Source organism: Streptomyces sp. NPDC001315 (genome assembly GCF_042896175.1).
In the GTDB taxonomy this organism is placed as follows: domain Bacteria; phylum Actinomycetota; class Actinomycetes; order Streptomycetales; family Streptomycetaceae; genus Streptomyces.
Genome location: NZ_JBIAWZ010000001.1, coordinates 951451 through 968660 on the forward strand (window position 1 = coordinate 951451; position 17210 = coordinate 968660).

At 71.5% G+C, this 17210-nt stretch carries 15 protein-coding genes and 1 pseudogene; 6 read left to right on the forward strand and 10 right to left on the reverse strand.

Features of this window, described 5'->3' with window-relative positions; genetic code table 11:
* Positions 1-39 precede the first annotated feature (39 nt).
* Together ACFY16_RS04170 and ACFY16_RS04175 are read left to right on the forward strand one after the other, a co-directional pair.
* Positions 40-849: an NAD-dependent epimerase/dehydratase family protein gene (locus ACFY16_RS04170; protein WP_390645512.1), complete on the forward strand. Its 810-nt coding sequence runs from the start codon at positions 40-42 to the stop codon at positions 847-849.
* Positions 850-967: 118 nt separating this feature from the next.
* On the forward strand, positions 968-2179 hold the full coding sequence (locus ACFY16_RS04175; RefSeq protein WP_390646089.1) for a TerD family protein: 1212 nt from the start codon (positions 968-970) through the stop codon (positions 2177-2179).
* 94 nt (positions 2180-2273) lie between these two features.
* On the opposite strand, the gene ACFY16_RS04180 is transcribed toward ACFY16_RS04175, so the two are convergent.
* Positions 2274-2840 (reverse strand): TetR/AcrR family transcriptional regulator, encoded by a 567-nt coding sequence (locus tag ACFY16_RS04180; protein ID WP_390645513.1) that lies wholly within the window; start codon positions 2838-2840, stop codon positions 2274-2276.
* A gap of 144 nt (positions 2841-2984) precedes the next feature.
* Between ACFY16_RS04180 and ACFY16_RS04185 the strand changes: the two genes are divergently transcribed.
* Complete coding sequence (locus ACFY16_RS04185; RefSeq protein ID WP_390645514.1) at positions 2985-4421, forward strand: MFS transporter; 1437 nt, start codon at positions 2985-2987, stop codon at positions 4419-4421.
* 102 nt (positions 4422-4523) lie between these two features.
* Here ACFY16_RS04185 and ACFY16_RS04190 read toward each other — a convergent pair whose 3' ends face one another.
* From ACFY16_RS04190 to ACFY16_RS04200, 3 genes are all read right to left on the reverse strand, one after another.
* Positions 4524-6104 (reverse strand): TROVE domain-containing protein, encoded by a 1581-nt coding sequence (locus ACFY16_RS04190; RefSeq protein ID WP_390645515.1) that lies wholly within the window; start codon positions 6102-6104, stop codon positions 4524-4526.
* A 496-nt stretch (positions 6105-6600) separates the two neighbouring features.
* Positions 6601-8049, reverse strand: a complete 1449-nt coding sequence (locus tag ACFY16_RS04195) for an alkaline phosphatase PhoX (protein ID WP_390645516.1) — start codon at positions 8047-8049, stop codon at positions 6601-6603.
* 174 nt (positions 8050-8223) lie between these two features.
* Positions 8224-9666, reverse strand: a complete 1443-nt coding sequence (locus ACFY16_RS04200; RefSeq protein WP_390645517.1) for a hypothetical protein — start codon at positions 9664-9666, stop codon at positions 8224-8226.
* Between the two features lie 293 nt (positions 9667-9959).
* Between ACFY16_RS04200 and ACFY16_RS04205 the strand changes: the two genes are divergently transcribed.
* Positions 9960-11786 carry an endonuclease/exonuclease/phosphatase family protein gene (locus tag ACFY16_RS04205; protein WP_390645518.1) on the forward strand — a complete coding sequence of 609 codons (1827 nt, stop codon included), beginning with the start codon at positions 9960-9962 and terminating at the stop codon, positions 11784-11786.
* Positions 11787-11801: 15 nt separating this feature from the next.
* On the opposite strand, the gene ACFY16_RS04210 is transcribed toward ACFY16_RS04205, so the two are convergent.
* From ACFY16_RS04210 to ACFY16_RS04235, 6 genes and pseudogenes are all read right to left on the reverse strand, one after another.
* Positions 11802-12554: an SRPBCC domain-containing protein gene (locus ACFY16_RS04210; protein WP_390645519.1), complete on the reverse strand. Its 753-nt coding sequence runs from the start codon at positions 12552-12554 to the stop codon at positions 11802-11804.
* A 24-nt stretch (positions 12555-12578) separates the two neighbouring features.
* A complete protein-coding gene (locus ACFY16_RS04215; RefSeq protein ID WP_390645520.1) occupies positions 12579-13196 on the reverse strand; it encodes an ArsR/SmtB family transcription factor in 618 nt (205 codons plus the stop codon).
* A 233-nt stretch (positions 13197-13429) separates the two neighbouring features.
* Positions 13430-13960, reverse strand: coding sequence for a DUF3618 domain-containing protein (locus ACFY16_RS04220; protein WP_390645521.1), 531 nt, complete (start codon positions 13958-13960; stop codon positions 13430-13432).
* A pseudogene (locus ACFY16_RS04225) lies at positions 13957-14127 on the reverse strand (phage holin family protein); the annotation flags it as partial. The gene ACFY16_RS04220 and the pseudogene ACFY16_RS04225, both read right to left, overlap by 4 nt.
* 83 nt (positions 14128-14210) lie before the next feature.
* A complete protein-coding gene (locus tag ACFY16_RS04230; RefSeq protein WP_390645522.1) occupies positions 14211-14951 on the reverse strand; it encodes a hypothetical protein in 741 nt (246 codons plus the stop codon).
* Entirely contained in the window at positions 14948-15100 is a 153-nt protein-coding gene (locus ACFY16_RS04235; RefSeq protein WP_390645523.1) for a hypothetical protein, read from the reverse strand. The genes ACFY16_RS04230 and ACFY16_RS04235 overlap by 4 nt, the downstream gene beginning before the upstream one ends.
* Before the next feature lie 112 nt (positions 15101-15212).
* Here ACFY16_RS04235 and ACFY16_RS04240 point away from each other — a divergent pair, with 112 nt between their 5' ends.
* Both ACFY16_RS04240 and dapA read left to right on the forward strand, forming a co-directional pair.
* On the forward strand, positions 15213-15941 hold the full coding sequence (locus ACFY16_RS04240; protein WP_390645524.1) for a class I SAM-dependent methyltransferase: 729 nt from the start codon (positions 15213-15215) through the stop codon (positions 15939-15941).
* Positions 15942-16034: 93 nt separating this feature from the next.
* Complete coding sequence (dapA, locus tag ACFY16_RS04245) at positions 16035-16937, forward strand: 4-hydroxy-tetrahydrodipicolinate synthase (protein ID WP_390645525.1); 903 nt, start codon at positions 16035-16037, stop codon at positions 16935-16937.
* Positions 16938-17210 lie beyond the last annotated feature (273 nt).

Consider the following 17210-nt stretch of genomic DNA (forward strand, 5'->3'; position numbering starts at 1 on the left):
GCCACCTGTCTTAGGCGGCGGACCCAAGGAGACCCGAGGATGCCCGCTCCCCGCACCGTTCTGCTCACCGGCGCCGCCGGCGGGCTCGGCACCCTGATGCGGAACCTGCTCCCGGCCTTCGGCTACGAGCTGCGCCTCCTCGACGTGCGCCCGATCGAGGGCGACCCGGACGCGATCACGGCGGATCTGGCCGACCGGGAGGCCCTGCGAGAGGCCGTCCGGGGTGTCGACGCGATCATCCACCTCGCGGGCATCTCCCTGGAAGCCCCCTTCGAGAAGATCCTCAGGGCGAACATCGAGGGGACCTACAACCTGTACGAGGCCGCCCGCGAGGAGGGTGTCGGGCGCATCGTCTTCGCCTCCTCCAACCACGCGGTGGGCTTCACGCCCGCGCCCTTCGCAGACGCCCCCCTGATCCCGATCGACACCCCGCGCCGCCCGGACACCTTCTACGGCCTGTCCAAGTCGTTCGGCGAGGACCTCGCGCAGCTCTACTGGGACAAGCACGGCCTGGAGACCGTCTCGGTGCGCATCGGCTCCTGCTTCCCGGAGCCCACCAGCGTGCGCATGCTGTCGATCTGGATGAGCCCCGCCGACGGCGCCCGCCTCTTCCACGCGGCCCTGACCGCCGAGCACGTCGGCCACACCGTCGTCTACGGCTCATCCGCGAACACGCGCCTGTGGTGGGACCTGACGACCGCGCGGGCGCTCGGCTACGAGCCGCGGGACGACTCCGAGCCGTACGCCGAGAAGCTGATCGCCGAGCAGGGCGAGCTGGACCCGGACAACATCGCGCACGCCCATCTGGGCGGCCACTTCGTGAGCGACCCGCCGATCTGGCCGTACTGACCGCACCCCCTCGCGCCGAGGGGCGGGGGCGAATCACCCGCCCGGGACGCCGCACCCAATTGGCCGCTGGGTAAGGGAACGGTAAAGCGACCCCGCTCGTTCACCCGGCATGACAGCTATGACCCCCGGCTCGAACATCCCTCTGTCCGCCGCCCGCGTGACGGTGGACGTCGCCGCCCCCGTGCGGCTCGACGTATCGGGCCTGCTGCTCACCGCCGACGGCAAGGTGCGCTCCGACGACGACTTCATCTTCTACAACCAGCCGACCGGCCCGGGCGTGACGTACCGCTCGGGCGGCGGCACGGCCCCCGACGCGATCACGGTCGACACCTCCGTCGTGCCCCCGGGCATCGAGAAGATCGTCATCACCGCGAGCCCGGACGCCGCGGGCCAGACCTTCCAGGGCATCGAGCCCACGGCCACGATCCGCAACGCGGACGACAACAGCGTCCTGGCCACGTTCACGCCCCCGCAGCTCGGCACCGAGACCGCACTGGTGGTCGTCGAGGTCTACCTCCGCAACGGCGCGTGGAAGGCCCGCGCGGTCGGCCAGGGATACGCCAACGGCCTGGCCGGCATCGCCACCGACTTCGGCGTGTCGGTCGAGGAACCCGCCGCGGCCGCCCCGCCCGCCCCCGCGCAGCCGGTCGCCCCGCCCCAGCCGACCATGCAGCCCCCTGTCACTGCGCCCGCCCCGCCCCTGACCGCTCCCCCGGCTCCGCCCGCGCCGCCGGCCGCCGCCCCCGGCACCGGGAAGATCAACCTCGACAAGGGCCGGGTCAGCCTCCAGAAGAACCAGACCGTCTCCCTGGTCAAGGGTGGCCGCCCCCTGCTCTCCCAGGTCAAGATGGGCCTCGGCTGGGAACCCGCGTACCGCGGGAGCGACATCGACCTGGACGCCTCGGTCATCGCCTACGGCCCGCAGCGCAACCACGTCGACAGCTGCTACTTCGGCAAGCTCTCCATCGTGGGCGGCGCCATCAAACACTCCGGTGACAACCTCACCGGCGAGGGCGGTGGCGACGACGAGGTGATCACCGTGGACCTCGGCCGTCTGCCGCAGGAAGTCACCGGCCTGGTCTTCACCGTCAACTCCTTCTCCGGCCAGAAGTTCACCGAGGTCGCCAAGGCCTACTGCCGCCTGCTGGACGCCGCGACCGGCGAGGAACTCGTCCGCTTCGACCTCACCAACGCCGAGCCGCAGACGGGCGTGCTGATGGCGAAGCTGATCAGGCAGTTCTCCGGCGAGTGGGAAATGACCGCGATCGGCGACTTCGTCAAGGCACGCACCGTACGGAACATGGTGAAGCCGGCGGCCCAGGCGCTGTAGCCCTCCGGGCCCCGAAGGGGGCACGCGGAGACAAGGGGCTCGGCCGGCGACGGGCGAGCCCCTCCACCGCCCCCACCCGCAGCCGCTTCACCGCCTACGCCCGCAGCCCCTCCGTCAGCAGCGACACATACCGGCGGATGGACCTCCCCTGCCCGTCGGCCAGTTCCGACGCCGTCGCCACACCGTGGGCCAGCCGCAGGACTTCGATCGGCTCGATGTCGCGTCGCAGCGTCCCCTCCTCCTGCGCCGCCTCGACCAGCCGCGTCGCCGCTCCCTTCATGGAGGTGCCGCACGCCGTCACCGTGGCCGAGCTGCCGTCCGTGACGGCCGAGCCCAGCAGGGCCTTCAGGCCGCGCACCTGGATCGTCCCGACACAGAGCTCGTAGAGCCACTCCACCAACGCCTCGCCCGGAGGCAGTTCCTTCCCGAGTTCTTCGGCCCGTACGGCCAGCGCCTCGATGCGGTCCACGTACGCGGCCTCGAGCAGCGCCTGCCGCGTCGGGAAGTGGCGGTAGAGCGTGCCGGACCCGACGCCGGCCCGCTTGGCGATGTCATCCAGCGACGCGCCCTCCCCATGCTCGGCAAAGGCCTCCGCCGCAGCCTTCAGCAACCGCTCATAGTTGCGCCGAGCGTCCGCGCGCATGGGCTTGACCTGCGTCATCCAGTTACTCCTTGCAAACCGGGGACCCTCTCCGTATCTTATCGAGCATTAAACGGAGACAGTCCCCGCTTATCTCTGCGGGCAGTCCGTGCTGCCCGCATGTTCCACCACATCACCGCGGGGACACCAGACAGGGAGCACTCCATGTCCACCCCGTCCACCCGCTCCACGGCCACCGCAGCGCCCCCCGCCCCGCGCGAAAGCGCCCGGCTGCGTACCGTCCTCCTCGTCATCGTCACCGCCTATCTCATGGTCGGAGTCGATTCCACCGTCGTGAACGTCGCCCTCCCCGACATCCAGCAGGACCTCGACTTCTCCCCCATGGGCCTGTCCTGGGTCCTCAACGCCTACACGCTCGCCTTCGGCGGACTGCTGCTCCTCGGCGGACGCGTCGGCGACATCGCGGGCCGCCGCCGTACGCTCGCCGTCGGCGTGCTGCTCTTCGCCGGCTCCTCCCTCCTCGGCGGCCTCGCCACCGAGAGCGCCTGGCTGCTCGCGGCCCGCGCACTCCAGGGCGTGGGCGCCGCCCTCACCGCGCCCAGCACCCTCGCCCTGATCACCACCAACTTCCCCGAAGGCCCGCGCCGCAACCACGCCCTCGGCGTCTACGCGTCCATGGCGGGCATCGGCGCCTCCCTCGGACTGGTCCTCGGCGGCATGCTCACCTCCTGGGCGTCCTGGCGCTGGGCCCTGCTGATCAACGTGCCGATCGGCATCGCGGTCGCCGCCGCCCTCCCCCGCTTCGTCACCGAAACCCCCCGCCACGCGGGCCGGTTCGACGCGGCGGGCGCGTTCACCGGCACGGCCGGGATGACCTCGCTCGTGTACGCGTTCATCCGTGTCTCGGAGGGCGGCTGGAGCGATACCCAGGCACAGGTCGGCTTCAGTACGGCGGCGGCCCTGCTGGCCGGCTTCACGCTGATCGAGTCCCGCGCGGACCAGCCGATCCTGCCGCTGCGCCTGTTCTCGAGCCGCAACCGCGCGGGCGGCTACGCGGGCGTCCTGCTGCTGCCCGCGGGCATGTTCGGCGCCTTCTACTTCCTCACCCTGATCAGCCAACAGGTCCTGGAGTACAGCCCGTTGCGCGCGGGGTTCGCCTTCCTGCCCATGACGCTGGCGATGTTCACGACCGTGCGCTTCGTGCCACGGCTCCTGGCGCGCCTCGGCGCCAAGCCGGTGCTGCTCACCGGCATGACCCTGCTCATCGCCTCCGGCGTGTGGCTGTGGCGGCTCGAATCCGGAGACGGCTATCTGGCGGGCCTGTTCGGTCCGCTGCTGCTGATGGGCCTGGGCGTCGGCCTGAGCTTCATGCCGCTCAACGCGACCATCCTCGCGGGCGTCGAGCCGCGCGAGGCGGGCGCCGCCTCCGGCCTGCTCCAGACCCTCCAGTGGCTCGGCGGCACGCTCGGACTGTCCGTCCTGGTCACCGTCTTCGGCACGGCGACCCGGCACGCGACCGGATCGCCGGCCGAGATCCTCACCGAGGGAGCGGCCCGCGCGTTCGGCGTCGGCGCCCTGATCGCACTGGCCGCCCTGCTGGTGTCCGCGTTCGTGATCACGGGCAGGCGGCAGGCCGCCTGAAGCGACGCGCCGGCACAACGCGCTGTATGCCTTGAACGGCGGCTGCCCGTCGCACAGGAGTGGGGCCCGCACCCAGGTGCGGGCCCCACTCCGTCCGGACGGTCAGGCAATCCAGGGCCAGTCCGCGTCCCGCGCGGCCTCAAGAAGCGGAACCATCCGGAAAGCCGCGTCCGAGAGGCCGCCGAAGGTGTGCCTGTTCCCCTTCCCGGACGGGCCGTGGCCTGCCCGGTACCCGGCCAGGTTCCAGGTGTAGACCGGGACGTCGGCCGGGACCTGCTCGGTCGGGTCGCCGTGGTGGCTGTACGCGTACTGCTCGTCGGTGACGATCAGCACCCGGTCGTGCTTCTTGTAGTGACGCCGCACCGCCTCCACCGTGTCCGTGCCGCCCAGGTCGCCGAAGCGCTCCAGGACCTTCAGCACCGACTCGCCCTTGCGGAACTTCACGCGGTTGCTGCTCGTGCCGAACTGGACGAGATCCGCGTCCGCCGCCCGCAGCGCGAGCGCCGTGCCGAAGATCGCCGCCGCGTCGGCCCGGTTGAGCTCCGAGCGGTCGGACAGCCGCGAGTAGAACATCGAGCCCGAGCGGTCCACGAGCACCAGCGTGCGGCCGGGCAGCGCGGGCACATTGGCCAGCGAGTGGCCGAGCGCCTGCTCCAGCGGATACGACCAACGCAGCGAGGGCGCGTGCTGGTACGCGGCGAGGTACCGGAAGGGGAACTGCCGGGAGCGGGCGACCTCCGCCGGGTCGCTGATCCGGGCGGCGACCGTGGCAGCCACCTCGTCGGACACGCCTGCCTGGTCGAAGTTCCGCAGGTTCCGCACGAGCCCCATCGCGCCCATGGACGGGATCACGGCCTCCCAGGCCTCCTTGTCCATCGGGCCCTGCAGCCAGCCCGCCAGTGCCTCCCACGTCATCCCCGCCGCGGCGAGCCGCTCGGCACCGCCCGCCGAGGTGACCACCGCGCGCCGCTCCTCCACCGGCAGCGCCATCAGCTCGCGGTGCGTGGTCAGGACGCGGTTCGACACGGGCGGCACGGCGGTGTCCGGGTTGTGCCGGCGGTCGAGGGCGTACTGGAACAGCTCGCCCTGCCACGGCTTGTCCGGGTCCGGCGCCGCGTGCACCAGGTTGAGGATGTCGCCGAAGCGGTAGCCCTTGGACGCGGTGTCGTACTTCAGCAGCGACTTGCCGCTGTACAGGCGCCGTACGGCGTCGGCGATGCCGCGCTTGACCGGCTTCGGGACGTTGCGGCCGTACACCGAGGTCCAGTACGCGAGCAGCTCACCGGGCTCGTCCGGGCGCTGGAGCACGGAGGCCACGACCTGCCGGTTCGACGGGCCGTCGGTCGCGCCGGCGTCCAGTCGCGCCTTCACGTACTCGGCGGCGCCCACGATGGAGGCGGTACGGAGGTTGCCCTCGCCGCGCAGCCAGCCGAGCAGGCCGGCGGTCCAGGCCGGGTCCTCGACGGCGAGCCGGCGTACGAGCTCGGCGAAGCGGTCGTCGCGATCCTTGGCTCGCTCGTAGAAGGTGTCCGCGGCAAAGTGGGACACCGCCAGCAGGAAGAGCTCGGAACGCGCGTCGCGCTCGTGGCCGCGGCCGCCCTCGTAGGTGCGGAGCACCCGGCCCGTCGACGTCACCCGCGAGGTCGGCTGCGCCTTCGCGGTACGGGTGTTGAAACGCGCCATGGTGAATTCCCCCGAATTCTTCTACGACTTTCCAGTCGTGTTTCCGGAGGGAGGCGCAGCAAAAGGAGGGTGCCCGAGATCAGGGGTATCGGCGACGGACTTTATTCGGATGCTCTGCCGATTGAGCTACACCGACCCGAAGTCGATGACGGGACTTGAACCCGCACCTTCCGATCCCCGAAGTAACCGTTGCCTGCGCACCGGGCACCCACCATGAGCTGCGCCTCCCGAGATCAGAGTCGGCTGCGGCCTGAGATGTTTTACGATCGAAGTAGCCGCTGCCTGCGCACCGGGAGGTGCATGAAGTTGTGGTGTCCAGAGTTCAGGTCGGCGGAACCGACGTAGGTGCTCTAACCCCTGAGCTACACCGGCCTGTGGTGCCGGTGGCGGGACTCGAACCCGCGGCCGCCCCATTATGAGTGGAAGTAGGTCCTGCCTTCGCACCTGGACAGGAATCACTCTAGGAGGCGTACCGCGGGACGAGCGACCGAATTAATTACCCGCGCTTCTGGCGCTTCCAGGGCCCCGTGATGGCCAGCATGATGCCCGGCGTCTGAATGTTGGCGAACAGCGTCTTTCCGTCGGGCGAGAAGGTGACGCCGGTGAACTCGCTGTACTCGGGCTTCTCCGCGGTGCCGATGTTCAGCTCGTTGCGGGCGATGGGGTACGTCCGGCCGCTGTCGGTGGCGCCGAACAGGTGCTGGACGCCCTCGCCGTCCTCCGCGATGACGAGACCACCGTAGGGGGAGACGGTGATGTTGTCGGGGCCGTCGAAGGCACCGTCGACGGACGGGTCGGGGTTGACGCCGAGCAGGACCTTCAGGGTGAGCGTGCGACGCTTGGGGTTGTAGAACCAGACCGCGCCGTCGTGCTGGACGGGGCTCTCGGTGCGGGCGAACGAGGAGACGATGTACGTGCCGCCGTCACCCCACCACATGCCTTCGAGCTTGCGGGCGCGGGTGACCTCGCCGGTGCCGAACTGCTTGCGCACCGAGACCGTCTTCGCGTCGCGGTCGGGGACGTCGACCCAGTCGACGCCGTACACCGTACCGATCTTGGTGGCGCGGGAGAGGTCGTCGACGAACTTGCCGCCGGAGTCGAAGCACTTGAAGGCCTGGAGCACGCCCGCGTCCTCGGCGAGGGTGCGCAGCTTGCCGTGGCCGTGGCAGAAGTCCTCGGGCGGGGTCCAGCGGTACAGGAGGCCGTTGGGGTTGGCCGCGTCCTCGGTGAGGTAGAGGTGGCCGCGCTCGGGGTCGACGACGACGGCCTCGTGGGCGTAGCGGCCGAGTGCCTTGATGGGCTTGGGGTTGCGGTTGGCGCGACGGTCGGCGGGGTCGACCTCGAAGACGTAGCCGTGGTCCTTGGTGAAGCCGTTGGTGCCGGTCTTGTCCTCGGTCTCCTCGCAGGTGAGCCAGGTGCCCCAAGGGGTGTTGCCGCCCGCGCAGTTGGTGGCGGTGCCCGCGATGCCGACCCATTCGGCGACGTGGCCGCCGGGGCGGATCTCGACGACCGTGCAGCCGCCGGCCGCGGCCGGGTCGTAGACCAGGCCCTCGGTGAGCGGCACCGGGTGGGGCCACTGGGCGCGGGGGCCGGCCAGCTCGTGGTTGTTGACGAGGAAGGTCGTGCCGCGGGGGCCGTCGAACGTGGAAGTGCCGTCGTGGTTGGACGGGGTGAACTCGCCCGACTCCAGCTTGGTCTTCCCGCTGTAGGTGATGACGCGGTACTTGAACCCGGCGGGCAGGGCGAGGAGGCCTTCGGGGTCGGGGATCAGCGGTCCGTAGCCGACCCCGCCGTGTGCGCCGGCCGACTCCTGCCCGGCGCTGTCGGTGTCCGTGGACGCGAGGGCGTTCGGCGCGGTGGCGAGAGCGCCGACGCTGCCCGCCAGCGCGACCCCGGCACCGGTGATCGCGGATTGTCTGGCGAAGTCCCTGCGGGTGAGCGACATGGTGTCTCCTGTGACGGTGGCTGTGCCGTGGAGGGTGGCGGACCTCGGTTCGGCGCCACCGTCCCGCCCGCGTCTGAACAGGAGTTGAACACCGGGCGTCCGGTGCGGGCTCCGTTCCATGAATCCGTACGGGCCCGCCCCACAGGAAGCAAAGAAGTGCTGTGGCGGTTGCGCTCAGCCCTGTTGCTGCGACCGCGCCTTGAAGGCCGCCTTCCGGGCTTCCTTGGCCACCTTCTTGTCGGGGTGGAGGCGGCCCATCGCCTCCAGGACGTCGGCCGTGGCCGGGTGGTCCACCCGCCAGGCGGCGGCGAAGAAGCCGCTGTGCTGCTCGGCGAGTCCCTCCACGAGGGCCTGGAGTTCCTCGGAGTTGCCTTCGGCCGCCAGCTGTGCGGCCACGGTGTCGATGGTGAGCCAGAAGACCATGGCCTCCGACGGCACGGGCACGTCGGGGGCGCCCCGCTCGCTCAGCCACACCCGGGCGAGACCGCCCAGTTCGGCGTCGTCGAGGACTTCGCGCAGCGCCGGTTCGGCCTCCGCGCCAACCAGGGACAGGGCCTGCTGGCAGCGCAGTCGCCGCAGTGGTGCGCCGGCGTCGGTGCCGCGTGCCGCCGCGAGCAACTCCCGCGCCGCCGCGAGGGGTTCGCGGTGTTCCAGCCAGTGCTCGGTCTCGGCGTGGGCCGCCGCCGGCGGGAACGCGGCCGTCCCGTCGAGCAGCGCGTCCGCACCCTTGTCCGACAGGTCGCCGACGGCGGGTGCCTCGAAGCCGGCCTCCAGCAGCCTGGCGCGCAGCCCGTACCGGCCCAGGGGCGTGAGGCGGACCATGCCGTAGCGGGAGACGTCGGTGTCCTCGACCGCTGCCGAGGGTTCCTCGGCGGCGTCCTCGGTGTCCGCCATGAGCGCCTCGTCGACCGGCTGGTACTCCACCAGCCCCACGGGCTCCAGCAGCCGGAACTGGTCGTCCAGCCGCATCATCGCGTCGGACACCTGCTCCAGCATGTCGTTGGTGGGCTCGCCCATGTCGCCGGGCACGATCATCGAAGCGGCGAGCGCGGGGAGCGGTACCGGGGCGTCGCCGGGGCCGTCCTCGCTCACCGTCAGCAGGTACAGGTTGCCGAGGACGCCCTCGAGGAACTCGGCCTCCGCCTCCGGGTCCCAGTCCAGCTCGGAGAGGTCGATCTCGCCGCCCTCGCCCATCGCCGCGACCAGGTCGTCGAGGTCGGGCACGCTCGCGTCGGCCAGCACGGTCTCGAGCGCGGCCAGCCACACCCCGAGCACGTCGTGCGGCGCGCCGCCGACGAGCAGGGCGAGGTCCTCGCCCGCCGCCACGGTGCCCGCCTCCTCGTCGACGACCTCGACGAGCCCGGCGTCCACGGCGATCCGCCAGGCCTCGCTCGCGAGGGCGGCGGCGTCGTCGCCGGTCAGCCCCAGGGTCTCGGCCGCCGCGGGCAGTTGCTCCTCGACGAGTCCGCCCCCGGCGTCGACGCGGGTGCCGGGTCCGGCCCAGCGGGCGAGCCGGGCGGCCCGCGAGAGCAACGGCGTGGACAGGGCGTCCCGCGCCAGCTCCGCTTCGGGGTGCAGCCGCACCGGCGGCAGGGAGGAGCTGGGGCTGTCTGACATCGGTTGGTTCTCCTAGGGCGCCTTGACGGCTGTACGTATCACGGTTCAACCACTCAGCCTAGACGGATTTCCACCCATGCCGCCCGGTTCATGTGCTCGTCGGGGTCCGTACCTGGCTGAAACCTTGACAAGTGGCCTGAGCAGGCTGGAGATTGACGCGCGTAGAAAGCCGGCGGACATCTGTTCACCGGAATTTCTACGCGCGTCGCCACCGCCCACAGGTCGCGGCCCCATGGCTCCACGTTCCGCGCTCGTTCGTCCCGGCGCTCACCTGTGTCCCCGGAGGGATCCCGTTGCCGAGCAAGTCCTCCGCGCGCCTTGCCGCGCTCACCGTCGCAGCCGTCTGCTCCGCGGCCTCGATCGTCGTCCTCACCTCGCCCGCGCACGCGGACTCCGTGCGCATCCATGACATCCAGGGCACCACCCGGATATCCCCGTACGCCGGCCAGAAGGTCACGGACGTGGCCGGAATCGTCACCGGCGTACGCACCTACGGCTCGTCCAGAGGTTTCTGGATCCAGGATCCGAACCCGGACGCCGACCCGGCCACCAGCGAGGGCGTGTTCGTCTTCACCAGCTCCACCCCGAAGGTCGCGGTCGGTGACTCCGTCATGGTCACCGGCACGGTCTCGGAGTACGTCCCGGGCGGCGCCTCGACCGGCAACCAGTCGCTGACCGAGATCACCAAGCCGACGGTCACCGTCGTCGCCGGCGGCAACGCCGTCCCGGCCGCCGCGGTCGTCGACGCGAAGTCCGTGCCGGACGCGTACGCCCCCGCGGGCGACAGCGCCGCGAGCGGTTCGATCAACGCCCTGCCCCTGGCGCCGGCGAAGTACGCCCTGGACTACTACGAGTCCCTGGAAGGCATGAACGTCCAGGTCGCCGACGCCCGCGTGGTCACCGCCACGGACCCGTACGCCGAGCTGTGGGTCACGGTGAAGCCGCGCGAGCACGCCAACCGCCGCGGCGGCACCGTCTACGGCTCGTACGACTCGCAGAACACCGGCCGCCTCCAGATCCAGTCCCTCGGCTCGACCGCCGCCTTCCCGGTGGCGAACGTCGGCGACACCCTCACCGGCACCACCACCGGCCCGCTGGACTACAACCAGTACGGCGGCTACACCCTGGTCGCGGGCGAGATCGGCACCCTGGAGAGCGCCGGTCTGGAGCGCGAGACGACGCGGAAGCAGTCGCGCGGCGAGCTGGCGGTGGCGACGTACAACGTCGAGAACCTCGACCCGGCCGACGCCACCTTCGCGGAGCACGCCTCCGCGATCGTGAACAACCTCCAGTCGCCCGACATCGTGTCCCTGGAGGAGATCCAGGACAACAACGGCGCGACGGACGACGGCACGGTCGCCGCCGACCGGACGGTGACCAAGCTGATCGACGCGATCGTCGCGGCGGGCGGGCCGAGGTACGAGTGGCGCTCCATCGACCCGGCCGACGACACCGACGGCGGCGAGCCGGGCGGCAACATCCGCCAGGTGTTCCTGTTCAACCCGGAGCGGGTCTCCTTCACCGACCGTGCGGGCGGCGACGCCACGACCGCCGTCGGCGTCGCCAAGGTGCACGGCAAGGCTCAGCTGACGGCCTCCCCCGGCCGGATCGACCCGGCCGGCACGGCCTGGACGTCCAGCCGCAAGCCGCTGGCCGGCGAGTTCGTCTTCCGTGGCAGGACGGTCTTCGTGATCGCCAACCACTTCAACTCCAAGGGCGGCGACCAGGGTCTGACCTCGCAGTACCAGCCGGTCGCGCGCAGCTCTGAGATCCAGCGCCACCTCCAGGCGACGGCCGTCAACGCCTTCGTCAAGAGCATCCTCGACACGCAGAAGAACGCGGACGTCATCGCCCTCGGCGACATCAACGACTTCGAGTTCTCCGACACCGCGAAGATCCTCGAGGGTGACGGCGAGCTGTGGTCGGCGATCAAGTCGCTGCCCAGGAGCGAGCGTTACACCTACGACTACCAGGGCAACCAGCAGGTCCTCGACCAGATCCTGGTCAGCCCGTCGATCCGGCGGGGCTGCGACTTCGAGTACGACAGCGTGCACATCAACTCGGAGTTCAACGACCAGATCAGCGACCACGACCCGCAGGTGCTGCGGTTCAAGCCGTAGCCCGTACCGGGGCCCCTAGGTCCGGGGCTGGCTGAACACCCCGTTCAGCCAGTCCTGCCAGGCGGTCTCGTTCACCTTCGCGTCGGCGTCCGGCGCGAAGTCGTGGACGGAGATGCCGACCGGCGCACCCCAGTGGTTGCGTCCGAAGAAACGGATGAGGGCGTCGTCGGTACGCAGCCCGAGGAAGTACGGGTTGCGGTAGTCGACCACGGCGTCGAGCGCCTGCCCGGCCGGCCCGCGGGCCGTCACCCGCTCACCCTGTGCCGTGTCCTCGGCGAGGCCGAGGGCCCGGCCCACGGCGGCGAAGGCGTCGGCGGCCGTGGACGCCCCGGGCCCGTTGAGCGTCGCGAAGGCGACCGGGCGGCCCGCGAAGTGGGTGAGGTACTCGCGCAGGGTGTGCAGATAGAAGTCGGTGTGCTTGCTCGCGCCGTCGTACTGGTTGTCCCAGTCGTCGGTGAAGATCCCGCTGTGCACGTACCGCACCCAGGCACGCCGGCCGCCGTCGCGCGGCTCGATCGTGTTGTCGAGCTGGTTGAGGCTCTGGGTCGGGAAGCCGACGTCCTCGCTGCGTGAGGTAAGGCGGTGCGGCGGGTCCCAGTTCGTGAGCGTGGACCCGAAGGGGCCGGTACCGCTCTCCCCGTCGTACTCCATCGGCCACAGCCAGCCGCCGGTTCCGTGGGTGATGGCCTCCCACACCTCCTCCGGAGGGACATCGACCTCAAACTCACGGACGATCTCGAATTCCCTGGGCTCGGATTCCTTGGACATGGCTGGCTCCTGACTGCTTTCCGTTTACTTCTGGTCGAGTTCCGGGGCGGCGTGGGGCTGGGGTTTGACCGTGGGATGAAGGGCTACGACGATCCGGTGGTCGCGGCCGTCCTCGGTGTCGGGGGCGTCGTACTTGCGGATCAGGGCGCTCACCCCGGCCGTGAGCTCCTCGACGAACGCTGCCCGGTCGGCGGCCGAGGCGAAGCGCACCTCGCCGTCCAGCGCGTACGTCGCCAGCCGTTTGCGGGCCTTCGCGGCGCCGGTGATCAGCGAGCCGACGTCCCGGACCAGCCGGGCGCCGAGGGCGAGCAGCCAGCGCGCGGAAAGCTGGTCGCGGAAGCGGTCCGGGTCCGGCTGCACGGCGGCGAGCGCGAGCGGCGAGATGACGTACGACGCCGCCGTCGCACGCATCAGCCGCTCGGTGACGTTGCCCTTGCGTCGCTCGCCGGCCAGCTCCACCAGGCCGTGCCGCTCCAGGGCCTTGAGGTGGTAGTTCACCTTCTGCCTGGGCAGCCCGACCTTGCCGGCCAGCATGGCGGCGGAGGCGGGGCCCGCGGCCAGCTCGGCGAGCAGCCCGGCCCTGATGGGGTCCAGGGAGACGGCCGCGGCCTCGGGGTCCTCGATTACGGTGACGTCCAGCATGCGTCCAGCGTCTCACCGAAAACTTTTTTCGTCCAGAAGGGGTAAGTGTTCGGTGGGCGATCCTCGGACGGCCCTCAGGCGGTTGCCGGGCAGGCCCGGGGCGGTTGCCGGGCGGGCCATCGACGGCTGCCGGGCCATCCACGGACGACTTGCCGGGAGGCTGCCTGGCAGTGCTCGGCCCGGGCCGGAGAACCGGCTCGGGCCGAGATGAGCCGCCGCTGTACCGGCAGCCGCTACCGCCCGTCGCGCCGTCGCCGCAGCACCCCGGCCGCGACGATCGCCGCCCCCGCCGCCCCGACGATCAGCACCGGCCGCGGATGGCGCAGCCCGGCACGGACGGCGGTGCGGAAGGGCCCCGGGAGCACGTGTTCCGCCGAGCGCCCCGCCCGCGTCGCCGTGTCATGGAGGCTGTGCCCCGCCCGTGCGGCCGTGTCCTGCACGCCGTGCGCGGCGCGTGCGGCCGTGTCCTGCACGCCGTGCGCGGCGCGTGCGGCCGTGTCCTGCACACCGTGGCCGGCACGTACGGTCGCGCCCTGCGCGCCATGGCCCGCCTGCGTGGCGCTGCTGCGCAGCTGGACGGTCATCGCGCCGGCCCGGTCCCTGACGTCGGCGGCACGGGCCATCGCGCGCTCCTTCACGTCCGCCTTCGCCGCCAACTCATGAACGCTGTCGCCGAGTTGACTCCTCGTCCGCTCGATCCGGCGGCGCAGCTGTTCGGCCCTCTTGGCCCCGGCCGCGCCTCGCGCTGTCCTGCCCGTCGTCATCGGTGGGCCCTTTCCCTGATCTGTTCGACATCGGCCGTGACGCTGCTGAGGGTCTCCTCGGCCGTGGGGGGCAGGGCGGCTCGACGCACCTGGGCACGACCGGTCGCGGCCGACAGGCCCGCGAGCGCGAACAGCGCGCCCGTCACGATGAGCGCCGCGACCCACACACGGGCCGGACGTCCATGGTCCCGGTCACGATGTCCCGCCTCCTCTTGGTCACGGAACCTTCGGGTACCCGGGCGGAGCGCCCCTACCCCCGCCGCTCCCCACCAGGCCCACCCTCGCCCAACCGCGCCAGCTGGGTCTGGAACCAGTCCAGCCGGGCCTGCAACAGGGCGGCCTCGGCGGCGAGTTCGGGCACGCCGAGGCCGTCGGGGGCGGCGAGGTCCGCCGCCGGTGCCCGGCCACCGGTACCGGCCCGCAGCCCGTCGGCGCCCACCACGCTCCGCAGCCCGGCACCACTCGCCACGACCCGCAGCCCGTCGCCGGCCAGCCGGGCGAATGCCGCGAGCGACAGGGACGTACGGCCGCGTACGCAGCCCGCGCACGCGGCCGCCAGGGCACACCAGCCGGGCCGTCCCCAGCCGGCGTCGGCGAGTGCGGCCGCGACCGTGCCGCAGGCGCACGGTCCGAGGGTCGCCGTGCGCACCCGCTGGCGGGCGTAGCGAAAGCCGCGCTCGAAGCGGATGTAGTAGCCCAGGACGGAGACCTCGAGCAGGACGGCCGCCCGGTGCTCGGCCGTGCACAGCAGCGCCTCGGCCGCCGTACGGTCGTGCACGCAGTGGAAGCCGCAGTCGCAGCGGCGGTGCGGTGCCCGGTGCCGCAGGCCGTAGACACAGGACGCGTCGGCCACGACTCCGTACGGCAGCGCGCCGCCGAGCGACACACCGGTGAACCCGGCCCGGGTGCCGTCCTGGGACAGCACCGGGTGGGCGATCTTGAATCCGGTCGGCGGCTCCGTCGGGCGTTCCTCCGGAAGCCGCAGCCTCATCGGACGGCCGGCACCTCTTCGGGCGCGGCGGCGCGCACTTCCTGCACTTCTCCGGAGAGCTCGAGTTCCTCTTCCTCCGGCCGGACGTCCGGCCGGACCTCCGGCCGCTCCTCCGCGACGCCGGTGGCGAGTGCCTTGCCGAGCTTCATGACGCCTCCCATGACCAGGGGTCGATGACCGTCCTGCCCATAGTGACCCATGAGTGACCGAATTGGACACAGGGCCTCCACCCACCGCACCGGCCCCGCGTACCGTCGCCCCATGACTGACGAGGGGTACCGGCATCCACGGCTCGCCGCGATCTACGACCCGCTCGACCCCGATCGCGGTGATCTCGAGGCGTACGTCCGCATGGCGGAGGAGTTCGGGGTGCGGCGCGTGCTGGACATCGGCTGCGGGACGGGCGTGTTCGCGCTGCTGCTGGCCGACCGGGGCATCGAGGTCGTCGGGATCGATCCCGCCCCGGCCTCCCTGGACGTGGCGCGGGCCAAGCCGGGCGGCGGGCGGGTGCGCTGGATCTGCGGTGACGCGACGACCCTGCCGCCGCTGCGGGTCGACCTCGCGACGATGACGGCGAACGTGGCCCAGCACATCACCGACCCTCAGGCGTGGCGGCAGTCCCTGCGAGGGGCCCACGCGGTACTGCGGCCCGGCGGGCGTCTGGTCTTCGAGACGCGGGATCCGGCGCGGCGGGCGTGGGAGGAGTGGAACCGGGAGGCCTCGTACGCGGTGACGGAGATCGCGGGCGTCGGTGCGGTGGAGAGCTGGGTGGAGGTGACCGAGGTGAGCGGGCCGCTGGTGACGTTCCGCTGGACCCATGTGTTCGCGGCGGACGGGCAGGTGCTGACCTCGGACTCGACGCTGCGCTTCCGCGAGCGGGAGGAGGTCGAGGCGGACCTGGCCGCCCAGGGATACGTGGTGGAGGACGTGCGGGACGCACCCGACCGCCCCGGCCGCGAGTTCGTCTTCGTCGCACGGCGCCGTCCATGATGCCCAGGACGCGCCCACCTCTCAGCAATCCTTATGAATACCTCGTAGAAGAATTAAGTGGAGCTTCACGATCGCGCTGCCGAGACTACTCCCATGACGAACGCAGGCTCCTCGAACCCTCCCCTCGGCCGCGCCCTCTGCGCCATGATCACGCCGTTCACCGAGGCGGGCGCGCTCGACCTCGACGGTGCGCAGCGGCTCGCCGGCCGGCTGGTGGCGGAGGGGTGCGACGGACTTGTCCTGTCCGGTACGACGGGTGAGTCGCCGACCACGACGGACGCCGAGAAGTCGGCGCTGATCAGGGCCGTACGCGAGACCGTGGGCGACCGGGTCTCCCTCGTGGCGGGCGTGGGCACCTCCGACACCCGGCACACCGTGGAACTCGCCCTGGCGGCCGAAAAGGCGGGCGCCGACGCGGCGTTGGTGGTCACCCCCTATTACAGCAGGCCTCCGCAGGACGCCGTCGAGGCGCACTTCCGGGAGGTCGCGGACGCCTCCGGGCTACCGGTCGTGCTGTACGACATCCCCGGCCGCACCGGTACCCGCATCGAACCCGACACGATGATCCGCCTCGCCGAGCACCCGAGGATCGTCGCGGTGAAGGACTGCTCCTACGACTTCCTCGGCACCCAGAAGGTACTGTCCCGCACGGACCTGGCGTACTACGCGGGCTGCGACGAGCACAACCTCGCCCTGTACGCGGTGGGCGCCGCCGGATACGTCAGCACGGTCGCGAACGTGGTCCCGCGCCAACTCCGGTCGGTCCTGGACGCGTTCGAGGCCGGCCTCCCGGCGGAGGCGGCCCGCCTCCAGCAGCGGGCCACGCCCCTCATCGAGCTGATGATGGCGTCGGGCCTGCCCGGCACCGTCACCGCCAAGGGACTCCTGGGCGCCCTCGGACTGCCCGCCGGCCCGGTCCGCGCACCGCTGCGCCCCGCCGACCGCGAGGCGGTCGACGGACTCCTGGCGGCATACGAGCGGCTCGTGGCCGCCTGATCCGAGCGCTGCTCAGCGCTCGGCGAAGACAGGGTCCCGCTGCCGCCCAGGTCCTCGCCCGCGTGCCGGTCGCCGCCCTGAGCAGCACGGCGGTCTTCGGCAACGCAGACGACCCGCTGTCCACGAACTCCCGGAAACCCGCCGACGGTTCGCATCCACCTTCTCTTCCCGGGACGGACCCGGCGCCCAGCCTCTGTGTCCCATGTGACGCGAGTGCCTGGTCTCCGCTATGCCTGTCCCCGGCAGGAAAATCCCCGGTGCCTCCCGGACCCG